The organism is Streptomyces sp. CT34, assembly GCF_000805335.1.
Taxonomy (GTDB): domain Bacteria; phylum Actinomycetota; class Actinomycetes; order Streptomycetales; family Streptomycetaceae; genus Streptomyces.
In genome coordinates, this window is record NZ_KN708638.1 from 6,459,239 (window position 1) to 6,474,247 (window position 15,009).

Genomic DNA, 15,009 nt, shown 5'->3' on the forward strand with positions numbered 1-15,009 from the left:
GCGGTCATCAGGAGCCCGGCCGCCAGCAGGGCGGGTATCAACCGGGCGGTGTGGCGACGTGTTCCGGCGTGCACGAAGGTCCCTCCAAAGCAGAACAACTGAGAGCGGCGGAGCCCGAGCCTGTGGCATCCGCCGCATATCCAGACGTTTTGTCTGCTTCGGAGGTTGTGTGGTGCATCGGTTAATTAGGACACAGTTCGGTATCTACGCGGCCGGAGGGGGTCGGAGGGAGTCGGAGGGGGTCGGAGGGGGTCGGAGGGGGCCGGGTGTCCTGGCCGGACGGCCACCGGCCCCGCCGCCCGTGCCACCGCCTCCGCCCCCCCGTCGCCCCCGCCGCCGGGGCCGCGCGAGGGGAGCCGGCCCGCCCGGCGTGGTGGGCTGCTACGGCTGCCGCCAGGGGCGGGTCGGTTCGTGCGGGGCTCGGACGGGGGCGCGGACGGTGGCCCCCGCACGGGGGGCCGGTCGGGCGCCCCGGCGGCCGGCCTTCCGGCGGCGGTGGAGAGGTCACGGGGCCCTCTTCCGACGCTTTCGGATCATCCGGAATCGGGCGTTTCGGCCGTACTTGTCCGTATTGGGTGCATTGTGTGCGGCTGCCCGGCGTGCTGCGCAAGCGGGGCCGAGGCCCCGTGCTTGCCGTGGCCGGGACGCCACCCCCGCCCCGGGAAGCCGCATCCAGGGCCCGCTCCTGCACCCCCGTACCGCGTCTCCAGCGGCAGCCCTCCGTCGCGGTCCAGCGGTGCCCGCAGATCGCTGCCCCGGACGTAGCGCGTCGCGATGGGGGTGGCGTGGTCCCGCCGCGCGGGCCGCCCGTTCACCGGAAGTCGCCGGGACGCCGCGGCGGTTCGGGCGGCGGACCGCCCGGCTCGGCGGAGCCGCCGGCGTCGGCCGGGGAGCCGGCGTCCGGCCGCTGCTGCGGCGGCTCGGGCTCTCCCTCCGGCCAGAAGGGGACGTGCGCCGGCGCCGGCCCCGCACCCGTACCCCGTCCCGCGTCCACCTCCGCCCCCGCTGTCATCCCTGCGCTCCCCTCACCACCCGCCTCCCCGGGCTCGCCCGCATCCGCCGAGGGCGCCTGAGCCACCACGCACGTCCGGAGCGCCGCCCCGTCGCAGTAGCACCACCGCTCGTGCCGTGCGTCGTAGAGCCACACCGCGTCGCCGTCGACCACCACCCCGACCCGCGTCCCCCGGGTCCGCGCACCGAACGACTCCTCGTCCAGCCGCCCGGTCAGCAGCTCGTCCACCAGCTGCCGGTAGCGGGCAAGGGCGTCCTCCACGGTGCCCAGCAGCGGCCGGGGGTCCGTGGTGCGGGCGGCGGGCTGCCCGGCGGCCGGCGGGCCGTGCGGCACGGACAGCAGCAGCCGCCCGTCCACCCACGCCGACCAGCCGTTGGAGCAGAGCGCCAGCGCCCAGTCGCCGCGCCGCTCGACGACCTGCACGGGCAGCAGCGGATCGAGCGGCACCAGCGGCCGGGTGGCGTCCGGCGCCGCCCAGGTCGCCAGCCCGCCCGGCGGGACGACATGGCTGGGAAGGAAGTCCGGCGAGGTCACAGGAGGCTCCTCGGTGCGCGCCTACGTGGCACCACCGGCATCCGCAGATCCAGCGGCCACGGGCCGGCCGCGTGCCGGAACGGTGGGTCCGAGCTGATCGGCCCCGGCTGCGACCGGTGCGGGTCGACGGTGCCGCCGTCGGATTCGACGACGAATTCGGGCGCGGTGGGCGCATCCGGCCGCTCAGCCATATCCCAGATTTTACGGCGGCTGCCGCGCGCCCGCCCCCGGCTACTCGCGCGGAACGGCGGAGGTCAACTAGGGTGATCGCCCCGATGCGCCGGCACCTGCAAATCCCAAGGAAATGCCGGACTTTGCTCCGCTGATCGAAGGATGTCCAGGCGAAACGGGACACACTACGCAACGCCGGGCACCGCAATGCAGGCACTGTCATGCAGGGCCCGCTGTTCCCTCTTATTCACCTACCTCATGAAGGCAAGGCAGAGATGGCACGACGCGCGCGACAATCCCCCCAGCAATTCCCCGGCCCGGAAGCCCATCCCGTCGACGAGGTGCTCCCGCTCGGCAAACTCACGCTCTACGGTTTCCAGCACGTCCTCGCCTTCTACGCGGCGGCGGTCATCGTTCCGATCCTGCTCGGCAACGCCATCGGTCTGTCCCGGGACCAACTCGTCTACCTGATCAACGCGGACCTGCTGACCTGCGGAATCGCCTCGATCATCCAGGCGTTCGGCATCTGGAGGATCGGCGCGCGGCTGCCGCTCGTCCAGGGCGCCACCTTCACCGCGGTCTCGCCGATGATCGCCATCGGACTGGGCGCCGGCGGTGGCACCGCCGGACTGCTGGTCGTCTACGGCGCGGTCATCACGGCCGGTATCGCGACATTCCTTTTCGCCCCGTTCTTCAGCAAGTTGGTGAAGTATTTCCCGCCGGTCGTCATCGGCACCATCCTCACCATCATCGGCTTCACCCTCATACCCCAGGCCCTCCAGGACGCGGCCGGCGGCGCCCAGTTGCTGGGCAAGCCCGAATACGGCGACGTCAAGAACCTCGGATACGCCCTCGGTACCCTGCTGTTCATTCTCGTCGTCGTCCGGCTCGGGAAGCCGATTCTCAGCAGCGTCGCGGTACTTCTCGGACTCGTCGCCGGAACCGCCGCCGCCTGGCTGCTCGGTGATGCGGATTTCAGCGCGGTGGGGCACGCCGACTGGTTCGGCGTCAGCACCCCGTTCCATTACGGATTGCCCAAGTTCGAACCGTTCCCGATCCTCGCGATGATCGTTGTCATGCTGATCACGATGGTGGAGACCACCGGCGACGTCTACGCCATCGGCGAGATCACCCGCAAGCCGGTCAGCAACGACACCGTCGCCCGGGCCCTGCGCGCCGACGGCGTCGCCACCGTCCTCGGCGGAATCTTCAACTCCTTTCCCTACGTGGCCTTCGCCGAGAACATCGGCCTGGTCCGGATGTCCAAGGTGATGAGCCGGTTCGTGGTGGTCGCGGCCGGCGGCTTCATGATCGTGCTGGGGCTGCTGCCGAAGGCCGGCTCGCTGGTCGCCGCGATCCCGCACCCGGTGCTCGGCGGCGCCGCGCTCTCCATGTTCGGCATGGTCGCCGCGGTCGGTATCCAGATCCTGGGCAAGGTGGACCTCCGAGAGGAGCGCAACGCCCTGATCCTGGCCGTCAGTCTGGGCGCGGCCTTCCTGCCCACCGCCGTCGGTCCGTTCTTCGACCGGATGCCCCAGGAGGTCAGGGCGGTCCTCGACAGCGGCATCACGCTCGGCGGACTGACCGCGATCGTGCTCAACCTCTTCTTCAACGTCCTCACCCGCCGCAAGTCGGTGGAGATCGACTGGGACGAGTTCGCGGACGACGACGAGCCGGCGGCGGCCGAGCCGCCGCCGCACCCCCAGGGCGCGTACTGACACCCGGAGTTGCCCGGGGAGGAGGGGGCGGGGCAGCGACCCGCCCCCTCCCCGCTGTCGGCCGTGCGCTCACTGCACCGAGTGGAACGGCGGTGCCTCGCCCGCCTCCCCGATCAACTCCCAGAAGTGGTCCACCAGTCGGCGCAGATATGCCGATCGCTCCGCCGCGACCTCCTTGAGCCGGGCGTCGGCGTTACGGGCCACCACATGCCCCATGTACCGCTCGGCGAACGCCGCGAACTCCCCGTGCATCACCCGCAGCGCATCGCCCACCCGCGTCTTGTTCAGCGTCGTGATCTCGCAGACCGGCCCGACATGCGACTTCCAGCGCCCCTCGACGGCCGCCCGCAGATGCCCGGCCAACTCGTCGACCCGGCCCATCACTCCGATCAGCTTGCGCAGCGACAACCCCAGCGCCTCCACCAGCGCCTTGGTCTGCCGGTAGTCGCCGTGCCACCGGTTGGCCGCCTCCGCCGACCGGTACGCGTCCGGATCCATCCCGATCAGCTGCGCCAGCCGCTCCGCGCTCAGCTGCCGCGCCATCCGGTGCTCGGCCAGCGTCCGCGGCTCCACACCCATCAGCACGGCCGGCGGGCACCACAGCACATCGGCCAGTGCGAACAGCTGCGGCTCGGTGGGCCCCTGGGAGCCGTACTCCCATGCCTCGACCAGCTCGGGGCGTACCGGCGCACCGCACGCCGACATGGCCTGGGCGACCTGAGCCGTGGTCAGGCCCACCCGGGCCCGCGCGGATCGCGCCTGTGCGGGAGAGAACGGAACGCTGTACACGAACGGGACACCTCGCTGCACCCGGCGAGCAGAGGGTGCTTCGGGGGAGGGGAGATGGAGGAACCTCCAGGGGCGGGCAGATTAACAGATGGGAGAGACGTACGAATCTCCAGCTCAGAACTCCCGTACCGGGTATAGCCGATTCACCCTCCCTTACCGGTTGGTAGCGCACTCCGGGGTCGCCGCGACTGCTGGACGTAATCAAGGTGTTACGTGGATGAAGGTGTGGTGTCACAGTGATCACGGAGGCTGGCTTTGCCGACGGGCCTTGCCGAGCAGAGTCCGTCGGTGTACACCTGACATCCGGTCCTCCCCCCACAATCCGATCAGGATGGGACCCTTCCTATGCGATACGAACTCGACCGCGTCCGCGCGGTCCGAGACCTGGAGCCTGCCTTAACGGCCGTGCGCCGGTACGCCACCGTCCGTTCCGCGGAGAGAAGACGGATCCACGGGCGACCGCCGCAGTTCCCGCTGTCATGCATCTGACAATCATGCCCGCGTACGCCGCCTGATTGCCGCCGGGCGCGCCCCCACGCGCACCCCGGACACGCCGGCCCCCACGTAAGGCCGCCGGGAAACCCGGAACTCGCCCACGCCGACGGGCGGTTGAGCCGCCCTGCCCGCGTACGGCCACCGGGCACCCCCACGGCCACCGCCGGCTTCCGCATGCCATCGGACGGAACACCGCCGGACTTCAGCCTGAAAGGACACCCCCAGGTGCTCACTTCGCAGCGAGCCACCCCCCAGGGCTCACCCACGGCCCTGCTCCCCGCAACGGACGACCGGCCCGCCCCCGGGACACCCCCACCCGGCGGCCACGTCCTCGTGGTCGGCACTCCAGGGCCGCGCCTGGAGCGCCTCACCCGGACCCTGCGCGCCACCGGCCACGACGTCAGCCACGCGCCCCCCGGTGAGGTGGACCCCCACGTCCGCCAGGCACCCCCGGACGCCATCGTCGCCCTCGACGAACCCGGCGACCGGCACGCCGGCGTCGACGTCATCCGCGAGGTTCGCACCGTCCCCGCCGGACGGGCGCTCCCGCTGCTCATGGTCACCGACACCCCGGAGCCGGCCGGCGTCGTCGACATGCTCCGCCAGGGTGCCGACGACTGCATACCCGAGGCATCCGACCCGGTGGAACTCTCCGCCCGCATCGAGGCCAAGCTCCGCCGTGTCCCGGTCCCCGTCGAGAACCTGCTGCGCGACCCGCGCACCGGGCTGTACTCCCGGCCGCACTTCGTCGACGAACTCGACCGCGAACTGAGGCGCCCCGGCGCCGCCCGGCACGGCGGCGTGCTCGCCGTCATCGGCGTCGCCGAGACCGACACCCTCGAAGCCCGGCTCGGCCCCCGGGTCCGCCGCGAGATCGCCGAACGGCTGGCCGGCGTCGCCCAGCAACTCGGCAGCTTCTGCGACCGGCTCGGCCGGGACGACGAGGGCCGGCTGCTGATGCTGCTGCCCGGCGTCGACGAGGAGACCGCACTGCGCGGCCTGCGCAAGTTCGCCGCCACCGTCGCCGGCACCCGCTTCATCGTCGCCGACGAGAACGTCCGGCTCACCCCCGCCATCGGCTGGCTGCCGCTCGGCGAGTGCACCGACGGCGGCCCCTCCGTCGAACAGGCCCAGGACGCGGTACGCGAAGCCCTCCGGCACCGCGACCTCCAGCCCGTCCGGTACGCACCGTGGATGCGCGGCGCCCCCAACCGGCACCGGCGCCCCCCGCTGCGCACCCTCATCCGCCCCGCGGTCTCCGCCTTCTCGCCGGTCCTCGCGCTGCTGCTCGGCATCGGCGTGCCGTTCCTCCTCTACCAGCAGGCGTACCTGGCCGGCTGGGACCTCGGCTCGGCCATGTACTGGGTGGTGGTCGCCGGACTGGTGCTGTCCGCGCTGCTGATCGTCCTGGAATGCCTCTACTCGCTCGACGCCCCGTCCCGGCCCGAACGGCCCGGCGCGCCCTATCCGCCGGCCAGTGCGGTGATCGCCGCGTACCTGCCGAACGAGGCCGCCACCATCGTCGACACCGTCGAGTCGTTCCTGCGCCTGGACTACCCCAACGACCTGGAGGTCGTCCTCGCCTACAACACCCCGCACCCGCTGCCCGTCGAGGACACCCTCCGCGAGATCGCCGCCCGCGACCCGCGCCTGGTCCTGATGCCGGTCGCCGGCAGCACCTCCAAGGCACAGAACATCAACGCCGCGGTCACCCGCGTCCGCGGCGAGTTCGTCGGCATCTTCGACGCCGACCACCACCCCGCCCGGCACTCCTTCCGCGACGCCTGGCACTGGCTCTCCCACGGCTACGACGTCGTCCAGGGCCACTGCGTCATCCGCAACGGCGAGAGCTCCCGGGTCGCCGAGACCGTCGCCGTCGAGTTCGAGGCCATCTACGCCGTCAGCCACCCCGGCCGCACCCGCCTCTACGGCTTCGGCGTCTTCGGCGGCTCCAACCGCTTCTGGCGCACCGACCTGCTCGCCCGCACCCGGATGCACGGCTCGATGCTCACCGAGGACATCGACTCCACGATGCGGGCCCTGAACGAGGGCGCCCGTATCGCCGTCGACCGCACCCTGATCTCCCGTGAACTGGCGCCCACCACCCTCAAGGCGCTGTGGAACCAGCGCTCGCGCTGGGCCCAGGGCTGGCTCCAGGTCTCCCTCAAACACCTCTGGCGCGGCCTGCGTTCGCCCGTCTTCACGGTCCGTCAGAAACTGGGCCTGCTCGTCCTGCTGGGCTGGCGCGAGGTCCAGCCCTGGCTGACCCTCCAGATCCTGCCGATCCTGGCGTACTCCGCCTGGAAGGCCGGCGGGCTCCAGCGGCTCCACTGGACGGTGCCGGTCTGCGTCCTCGCCATGCTCTTCACCCTCGCCGCCGGTCCCGTGCAGGCACTCTTCGCCTGGCGGCTCGCGGTCCCCGAACTCCGCGCCCGCACACCGTGGTTCTGGGCCTACTTCGTCATCTCCACCGTCTTCTACAGCCACTTCAAGAACATGGTGGCCCGCCAGGCACACCTCAAGGAGGCCCTGGGCGACCGGCAGTGGCGGGTCACCCCGCGCGCCGCGGCGGTCAAGGCGGTGGCCCGCCGATGACCACCGCGACCGCCCCTGCCGCCCGGCCGCCCGGCCGGGAGGCCGACCCGCCCCGCCGCCGGACCCGCGACCTCGACGGCTTCCGCGGACTGGCCGCGCTCAGCACCGTCGCCTTCCACGTCTGGCAGGAGTACTTCGTCTACGACGGCACAGGCGGCCACCCGCCGGTGAAGAACCCGGCCCTCGGCGCGGTGCTCTCCCTCGAAGTCATCGACCTGTTCTTCGTGGTCTCCGCGTTCCTGCTGACCCTGTCGTACGCGCGCGCCGCCATCGACGGCGGCTCCACCCGGCCCGCCCGCGCCTTCCTCTTCCGGCGCGCGGTCCGCATCCTGCCGCTGTACTTCCTCGCCGTCCTGGTGGTCTGGGCCACCCGCAACCCCGACCTGCCCGGCAACTGGCAGGACCTGCTCGAACACCTCACGTTCACGCACGTCTTCGACCAGGAGCGGATCTTCTACACCCTCGGTCCCACCTGGTCCCTCTCACTCGAAGTCCTCTTCTACTTCGTCCTGGTGGGCCTCGGCCCGCTCGCGGTGCGTGCCTGCCGGCCGCTGCGCCGGCGCGGCAGCCGGATCGCGGTCTGCGCGGCCGGCTGCCTGTTCCTGTACGCCGCGCCGCTCGTCTGGATCACCGTCGCGCACTACGGGCTCGGCATCCCGCCCACCGACTGGGTCGCCTACTTCGGCCCGCAGGCCCGCTTCGGCGGCTTCGCGGCCGGGATGGCACTGGCGGTGGCGGTGACCGCCCTCGGCGACCGTGCCCGCCTCACCCCGCGCACCGCGCTGCCGCTCACCGCGCTCGCCCTGGCCGGCCTCTTCTGCCTGTCCCGGTACTCCGACGCGGAGGGGAACACATTCACCTACTACCACCCCATCGCCTCCGCCCTGTGGGTGCTGCTCCTCTTCAGCACCCTGCACATCCGCCGACGCACCTTCTGGAACCGCTTTCTGACGGCGCGTTGGCTCACCCCCATCGGCCTGATCAGCTACAGCCTCTTCATCTGGCACGAGCCGGTGATGCTGCTGCTCCACAACGCCGGACTGCTGCCCGCCGGCCCGTCCGGCTTCCCCCTGGCCATGCCGATCGTCTTCCTCGCGGCCCTCCCCACCGCCGCGGTCAGCTACTGGATCATCGAATACCCGGCCGGACTCCTCGGCCGCCTCAAGGACGCCGGCGGACGCCCCCGCGAGTTCTACCCCGAACCCGCCCTCCGCTGACGCCCGTTGGCACCGGGGCCGGCGTCCACGGACGGCGGCCCCCGGCCTCGGCTCCGTCCGCGTTCCCGGACGCGTCCCCGGGCGCGGCGGGACCGTCGGTGAAGATCGTCCCCGGCCGGGTAGTCCAGCGTCCGCCGGGCGTCCGCCGGACGGACCCGCGGGCCGGCTCCGCCGCGACCCCACCCACACCCCGTGCGCGGACTCCCGGAGGAGCGCCATGAAGTACGACGCCCTGCAGATCACCGGCGCGGTCCTGACGGCCCTCGCCACGCAGAGCGTGATCCGCCTGCTCGTCGACCACGGCGACACCGGGCTGCTGGGCGGCCTCGGCCCCGGGTTCCCGGCCCTGCTCACCGTCTACGCGGCGCTCACCACGGTCGGTGTGCTGCTCACCGGCTGGTCCCACTCCCGCGCGAAAGCTCCCGGCCGCCGGAACTGATCCGGCGGCCGGGAGAGCGGGGAACGGAGGCGGGCGGACGGGCAGTCGGTACCGCCCCTCCCCCCCCCGGGCGGGGGGGGCAGCCCACGTGCACGCGCGGGCGCCGGCTCAGGTCCGGCTCGGCGCGGCGCAGCACCTCGCGGGTGACCGGGGCGACCTCGCCGTCGCCGAAGACCAGGAACCGCAGCAGATGGCTGAACGGATGGCCCTCGGTCCAGTGGAAGTACGCGTGCGGGACCTGGCCGGTGCGCTCCCGCAGCTGCATCAGCACCGCGGCCATGGTGTTGGCCACCACCGCGCCCTCCACCCGCAGGATCCGCGCGCCGGACCGCTCCTCGCCGTGCACGTCCAGCACGGTCGTGAAGTCGGAGGAGTCCTTGACGACCACCTCCAGGAACAGCACCGGGCCGCCGTCGGGGATGTGCGTCTCCTCGCGCCGGCGGTACTCCTTCTCCCGGTAGTCCTCCGCCACGTCCCGGTCGTCGGGCTCGTTGGCGATCACCCGGAGCGGTCCGGCCGCGATCGCCTCGTCGATCAGCCGCGCGGCGGTCTCGTCGAAGGCGACCTCCACGGCGCGCAGTTCGAAGGCGCGGTGGACACGGGACGCGAACGAGGTCAGCAGGATGCCGAGGATGAACAGCAGCGCGATCTTCAGGCCGTCCGGCCGCTCGATGACGTTGGTGACCGTGGTGTAGCCGAAGACCAGGGTGATCGCACCGAACCCGATGGTCGCCTTCCGGTTCCGGCGGTGCCGCGCGGCGACCGTCGAGGCGAACGAGGCGGACAGCATGAGCACCAGCACACCGGTCGCGTAGGCGCCGCTCTGGTCGTCGACGCTGGCGTCGAAGAACACCGTGATGGCGAAGGCGATCACCATGAAGATCAGCACCAACGGGCGGACCGCACGTGTCCATTCGGGAGCCATGCCGTAGCGCGGCAGATAGCGCGGTACGAGGTTGAGCAGCCCGGCCATCGCCGACGCCCCGGCGAACCACAGGATGGCGATGGTCGAGATGTCGTAGACGGTGCCGAACGCCTCGCCGAGGTGCTGGTGCGCCAGGTACGCCAGCGCGCGCCCGTTGGCCGCGCCGCCGGCCGCGAACTCCTTCTGCGGGATCAGGATGGTGGTCGCCAGGCTCGACAGCAGCAGGAAGCCGCTCATGATCAGCGCCGCGGTGGTCAGCAGCCGCCGGGTGTCCCGGATCCGCCCGGCCGGCTTCGCCGGGTCGTCACCGGCATCGCCGTCGATCTGCGGCATCACCGCCACACCCGTCTCGAAACCGGACATGCCCAGCGCCAGCTTCGGGAAGACCAGCAGCGCCACGCCGACGATCGCCAGCGGAGAGGAGTGCTGGGCCGTCATCGCGTCCCACCAGTTGCCGATCGCCACCGGCTTGGACAGCACCTGCCACGCCGACGTGGCCAGCACGACGACATTGAGCACCAGGTAGACGCCGACCAGCGCCACGGCGATCCCGATGGCCTCGCGGAACCCCTTGAGGAACACCGCGCCCAGGGCGGCGAGCAGCAGCAGCGTGATCCAGAGGTTCGCGCCGTGCAGCATCGCCGGGGCGAACGGGTTCTCCACGACATGGGCGGAGGCGTCCGCCGCCGACAGCGTCATCGTGATGAGGAAGTCGGTCGCCGCGAAGCCCAGCAGCACCAGCACCAGCAGCTTCCCGGCCCACCAGGGCAGCAGCCGCTCCAGCATCGCGATCGAACCCTCGCCGTGCGGGCTCTCCTTGGCCACCCGCCGGTAGACCGGCAGCGCACCCAGCAGCGTCAGCGCGATCAGCACCAGCGTCGCGAACGGCGACAGCAGTCCCGCCGCCAGCGCCGCGATACCGGGCTGATAGCCCAGCGTCGAGAAGTAGTCCACACCCGTCAGGCACATCACGCGCCACCACGAGTGCCCCTTGTGTTCTGCCGGCGGCGTGCCGTGCGGCCCGGGGTGCCGGGCGCTCTGCTCGCTCAGCCCGTCCAGCAGCCAGGACCGCCACCTCGGCGAGGCGGGGGTGGGGGGCGGAGTCTGGTCCACCGGGGGCGGAGTGGGGTCCACCTGTATACCGGTCATGCGGGCACGTCCTGCCGATCGTCGTTCGTCGGATTTGGCAACGAGGAGCGAGTATGCAACACACCCCCCTCGGCCCTTCGCGTCAGGGGCGCATCAGGAAACATCCGCTTCCCGTACCCGCCCCGTTAAAGTCCCCACCCGAGCGCTCCGCACCGCACTCACCGGCGCAACCTGGCACCGGGTCCCCGCCCCCGGGGACCCGCGCGCTCCGGAGGTCCCCGGCCCGCCCGGCCCCGGAGCCGCGGCGACCGGGTCCGCGCAGGAGGTGCCCCATGGCCACCACCCATCACGCAGTCACCACGCGCTCCGTCGCCGGGCGCCGCCCCGCCGCGGCGCGTGCCGCGGCCGTGCGGCGCGCGGTGGCCCGCCGCCCGCCGCCCGCCCCCGACCTCGGGCGCGACCTCGCACTGCCGGTCGGCGCGGCCGTGACGGCGATGCTGGTGACCGCCCTGCTGGTGACCGGCCAGGCCGCGCACCTCTCCTTCTCGCTGGCGGTCTTCGCCCTGCTGACCTTCGCCGTCGCCGCCCCGGCCCGGCCGCTCCTGGTCCCCGCCGTCGTCCTGGTCTCCTGGATGTTCTTCGACGGCTTCGTGGTGCACCAGCGCGCGGAGCTGGCCTGGCAGCAGGCGGACCGGACCAGCCTCTGCGTCCTGGCCGGTGCCGGCCTGGCGGGCGCGGGCTGCGCTGCGGTCGTCCGGGCGGTCCGGCGGCGTACCGCGCGGCGGGGAACGTAACGGGCGGCCCGGCGCCCCGGGTTCACCCTGCGGAGTCGTCCCACTGGTCGAGGAGGGCGTCGATCCGGTCGCCCTCCGGGGCGGCCGGGCCGGGTACCTCGTCCAGGGCCTGCTCGGTCCAGATGACCTTGCCGCCGGGGGTGTAGCGGGTACCCCAGCGCTGCGCGAACTGAGCCACCAGGAACAGGCCCCGGCCGCCCTCGTCGGTGGTGGCGGCGCGGCGCAGGTGCGGGGAGGCGCTGGTGCCGTCGGAGACCTCGCAGATCAGGGCGCGGTCGCGGAGCAGCCGGACGCGGATGGGCTGGGCGCCGTAGCGGATGGCGTTGGTGATCAGTTCGCTGAGGATCAGTTCGGTGGTGAAGCCGATCTCGTCCAGTCCCCAGGTCTCCAGGGTGCTCATGCAGGCGGAGCGGACGGTGCCGACGGCGGCCGGGTCGGAGGGGACGTGCCATTCGGCGATCCGGTCCGGGTCCAGCAGCCGGGTACGGGCCACCAGCAGGGCGATGTCGTCGCTCGGGCGCGCGGGGAGCATGGCGTCCAGGACGGCGGTGCAGGTCTGCTCCGGTGTGCGGTCCGGTGCGCCGGCCAGGGTGGTGCGCAGCAGGTCCAGGCCGGTGTCGATGTCCCGGTCGCGGTCCTCGACGAGTCCGTTGGTGTAGAGGACCAGCCGGGAGCCTTCGGGCAGCGTCAGTTCGGCGGTTTCGACGGGCATGCTGCCGCCGAGGCCGAGCGGCGGGGAGACCGGCACGTCGGGGAAGGAGACGGTGCCGTCGGGGAGGACCAGGGCGGGGCCGGGGTGGCCCGCCCTGGCGAGGGTGGTGCGGCCGTCGACCGGGTCGTAGATGGCGTAGAGGCAGGTCGCGCCGGTGATTCCGGCGCTGCGGTCGCCGGCCGGCGCCCCGTCCGCCCCGGCGGGCCGGTCCGCGGACCGCTCGCCCTCGGGGGGCGGGACGTCGGCCGCGGACCGCACGGCGCCCTCCCGCGCCTCGTCCGTGTCGATGTGGCTGACCAACTCGTCCAGGTGGCCCAGGAGTTCGTCGGGCGGGAGGTCCAGGGCGGAGAAGTTGAGGACGGCGGTGCGCAGCCGACCCATGGTGGCGGCGGCGTGCAGACCGTGGCCGACGACATCGCCGACGACGAGGGCGACCCGGGCGCCGGGGAGCGGGATGAGGTCGAACCAGTCACCGCCGACGCCCGCCTGGGCGGGCCGGTACCGGTGCGCGACCTCCAGGGCCGTCTGCGCGGGGAGGGCCTGGGGGAGCAGGCTGCGCTGGAGGGTGATGGTGGTGGCGTGCTCGCGGGTGAAGCGGCGGGCGTTGTCGATGGAGACCGCGGCACGGGTGGCCAGCTCCTCGGCGAAGGACAGGTCCTCCTCCTCGAAGACGTCGGAGGTCTCGGCGCGCCAGAAGTTGACCAGGCCCAGGACCACGCCGCGGGCGCGCAGCGGTACGGCGAGCAGCGAGCGGATGCCGTTGTCCAGCACGCGCTGGGTGCCGACCGGGTCCTGGGCGCGCCAGTCCTGTGAGGCGTGCAGGTCGCGGACGAGGACCGGGCGGCTGTCGGCGAGGCTCACGGTGAGCAGGGCGCCGGGCGCGTACCGGATCTGCTCGCCGACCCGGTAGATCGCCGAGTCCTCGGGCACGCCGATGACCGCCAGCCGGCGCATCGGGCCGTGCTCCCCGCCCGGCTCGTCGCCGCGCAGCACCTGCTCCAGCAGCTCGACGGAGACCAGGTCGGCGAACCGCGGGACCGCGACATCGGCGAGTTCCTCCGCGGTCCGGGCCACGTCCAGGGTGCTGCCGATCCGCATCCCGGCGTCGTACAGCAGCTTGAGGCGTCCCTGGGCCACCTCCGCCCTGCCGGTGAGCGCCTGGAGTTCGGTGGTGTCCCGGAGGGTGACGGCGGTGCCGGCGGGGCCGCCGTGCGGGGCGGTGGGGCGGATGTTCACCGCCAGCAGCCGGCCGCCCGCGGGGTGCACCTCGTCGGTGGCCGGCCGTCCGGAGGCGAGCAGGGCGGCGGTGCCGGGCTCCAGGCCCAGTTCGGTGACCGGGCGGTGTTCGGCGTCGTCGGGCAGGCCGAGCAGCCGCCGCGCCTCGTCGTTGGCGAGCAGCAGCCGGCCGTCGCTCCCGATGATGAGGACGCCTTCGCGTACGGCGTGCAGCACGGCGTCGTGGTGGTCGTACATCCGCGTCATCTCGGCCGGGTCGAGTCCGCGGGTCTGACGGCGCAGCCGCCGGCTCACCAGCGCCGCCCCGGCCGTGCCGACGACCAGCGCACCGGCGGCCGCCCCGATCAGCAGCGGCAGCCGCTGGAGCGCCCATTCGTCGGTGCGCTGCACCGTGATGCCGGCGGCGACCAGACCGACGACCGAGCCGTGGGAGTCCTGGACCGCGACGGTGGTGTCCACGGCGCGGCCGGAGGCGGAGTGCGAGGTGGCGGTGTACGGCTCGCCGGCCAGCGCCTTGCGGTAGTCGCCGGGGACGCGTCCGCCGATCAGCTTCGGGTCGGGGTGGGTCCAGCGGACACCGGACGGGCTGAACGCGACGAGGTAGTCGAGCCCGGCTTCCTTGCGGGCCTCCTCGGCCCTGGGGCGGAGCGCGGCGCCGGGGTCGGCGGACCGCATCGCGGCGCGGGTGCCGGGGGCGTGCGCGAACGCCTGGGCGGCGACGACCGAGCGCTGTTCGGCCTCCGCCAGGCTCGCCCCCCGCGCCTGCAACACGAGCGCGACCCCGGCCGCCACCACCAGCAGCACGACGAGGCCGAGCTGTAGCGCGAGCACCTGGCCGGCGACGCTGTGCACGCTCAGCAACGAGCGAACGCGGCGCATTGCGTCAGCTTTTCGCCCGAAATTTTCCCTCACGCGCCATATTTAGCATTCTGTGCTCTGTATCGCGATCACCTGCGCCGGCCTCATAAGCAATCCTTTCGGAATAACAAAGTGCCTTTATGAGGGCAAATTTGGTCGCTTGTGGGAACCGGCGGGCCGCCGGTAAGCGGTGTGTGACCTCTTCGGATCACCCGCCCCGGCCGCCTCCACGCGTGGTAGTGGGCGTGGCACGCAAGGTAGTCGCACGCATATGCGGAATCACGGATTCACGGCATCGAGCGTTTCCGGCCGCGGGTCCGCCAACGGCCCGTTGCGGGCGCCCGATTCCGGGCACGACGATCCGGTCATTCCGCGTGTCACCGGCCGTACGCGGCCGGCCGGCATGCCCATTCACCCTGCGAGGA

General features: G+C 72.6%; 10 protein-coding genes. 5 read left to right on the forward strand and 5 right to left on the reverse strand.

Annotation, left to right across the window (positions count from 1 at the left end; all coding sequences use genetic code 11):
* Positions 1-811: 811 nt before the first annotated feature.
* Positions 812-1,546 (reverse strand): hypothetical protein, encoded by a 735-nt coding sequence (locus tag RZ84_RS28170; RefSeq protein WP_078894282.1) that lies wholly within the window; start codon positions 1,544-1,546, stop codon positions 812-814.
* Entirely contained in the window at positions 1,543-1,737 is a 195-nt protein-coding gene (locus tag RZ84_RS28175) for a hypothetical protein (protein ID WP_043266891.1), read from the reverse strand. Before RZ84_RS28175 ends, RZ84_RS28170 begins: the two co-directional genes overlap by 4 nt.
* Positions 1,738-1,992: 255 nt before the next feature.
* On the opposite strand from RZ84_RS28175, the gene RZ84_RS28180 reads away from it, so the two are divergent.
* Entirely contained in the window at positions 1,993-3,435 is a 1,443-nt protein-coding gene (locus RZ84_RS28180; RefSeq protein ID WP_043266893.1) for a nucleobase:cation symporter-2 family protein, read from the forward strand.
* A gap of 69 nt (positions 3,436-3,504) precedes the next feature.
* Here the strand turns inward: RZ84_RS28180 and RZ84_RS28185 are convergent, their stop codons facing one another.
* On the reverse strand, positions 3,505-4,224 hold the full coding sequence (locus RZ84_RS28185; RefSeq protein WP_241777887.1) for a transcriptional regulator: 720 nt from the start codon (positions 4,222-4,224) through the stop codon (positions 3,505-3,507).
* A gap of 720 nt (positions 4,225-4,944) precedes the next feature.
* Between RZ84_RS28185 and RZ84_RS28190 the strand changes: the two genes are divergently transcribed.
* From RZ84_RS28190 to RZ84_RS28200, 3 genes are all read left to right on the forward strand, one after another.
* On the forward strand, positions 4,945-7,314 hold the full coding sequence (locus tag RZ84_RS28190; RefSeq protein ID WP_043266895.1) for a glycosyltransferase: 2,370 nt from the start codon (positions 4,945-4,947) through the stop codon (positions 7,312-7,314).
* Positions 7,311-8,531, forward strand: coding sequence for an acyltransferase family protein (locus RZ84_RS28195; protein ID WP_241777888.1), 1,221 nt, complete (start codon positions 7,311-7,313; stop codon positions 8,529-8,531). The genes RZ84_RS28190 and RZ84_RS28195 overlap by 4 nt, the downstream gene beginning before the upstream one ends.
* A 217-nt stretch (positions 8,532-8,748) precedes the next feature.
* A complete protein-coding gene (locus RZ84_RS28200; RefSeq protein ID WP_043266899.1) occupies positions 8,749-8,970 on the forward strand; it encodes a hypothetical protein in 222 nt (73 codons plus the stop codon).
* Here RZ84_RS28200 and RZ84_RS28205 read toward each other — a convergent pair.
* Positions 8,921-11,044 carry an APC family permease gene (locus RZ84_RS28205; RefSeq protein ID WP_241777889.1) on the reverse strand — a complete coding sequence of 708 codons (2,124 nt, stop codon included), beginning with the start codon at positions 11,042-11,044 and terminating at the stop codon, positions 8,921-8,923. The genes RZ84_RS28200 and RZ84_RS28205 overlap by 50 nt on opposite strands.
* A gap of 272 nt (positions 11,045-11,316) precedes the next feature.
* Between RZ84_RS28205 and RZ84_RS41835 the strand changes: the two genes are divergently transcribed.
* Positions 11,317-11,778 carry a DUF4118 domain-containing protein gene (locus RZ84_RS41835; RefSeq protein WP_241777890.1) on the forward strand — a complete coding sequence of 154 codons (462 nt, stop codon included), beginning with the start codon at positions 11,317-11,319 and terminating at the stop codon, positions 11,776-11,778.
* A gap of 22 nt (positions 11,779-11,800) precedes the next feature.
* Here RZ84_RS41835 and RZ84_RS28215 read toward each other — a convergent pair whose 3' ends face one another.
* A complete protein-coding gene (locus RZ84_RS28215; RefSeq protein ID WP_052230196.1) occupies positions 11,801-14,605 on the reverse strand; it encodes a SpoIIE family protein phosphatase in 2,805 nt (934 codons plus the stop codon).
* Between the last annotated feature and the right edge of the window lie 404 nt (positions 14,606-15,009).

What these genes read in the sequence shown, in the direction of transcription:
- RZ84_RS28175 (WP_043266891.1), bottom strand. Translation starts at nt 1,737, where the DNA reads ATGGCTGAGCGGCCGGATGCGCCCACCGCGCCCGAATTCGTCGTCGAA.
- RZ84_RS28180 (WP_043266893.1), top strand. Translation starts at nt 1,993, where the DNA reads ATGGCACGACGCGCGCGACAATCCCCCCAGCAATTCCCCGGCCCGGAA.
- RZ84_RS28195 (WP_241777888.1), top strand. Translation starts at nt 7,311, where the DNA reads ATGACCACCGCGACCGCCCCTGCCGCCCGGCCGCCCGGCCGGGAGGCC.
- RZ84_RS28200 (WP_043266899.1), top strand. Translation starts at nt 8,749, where the DNA reads ATGAAGTACGACGCCCTGCAGATCACCGGCGCGGTCCTGACGGCCCTC.
- RZ84_RS28205 (WP_241777889.1), bottom strand. Translation starts at nt 11,044, where the DNA reads ATGACCGGTATACAGGTGGACCCCACTCCGCCCCCGGTGGACCAGACT.
- RZ84_RS41835 (WP_241777890.1), top strand. Translation starts at nt 11,317, where the DNA reads ATGGCCACCACCCATCACGCAGTCACCACGCGCTCCGTCGCCGGGCGC.
- RZ84_RS28215 (WP_052230196.1), bottom strand. Translation starts at nt 14,605, where the DNA reads ATGCGCCGCGTTCGCTCGTTGCTGAGCGTGCACAGCGTCGCCGGCCAG.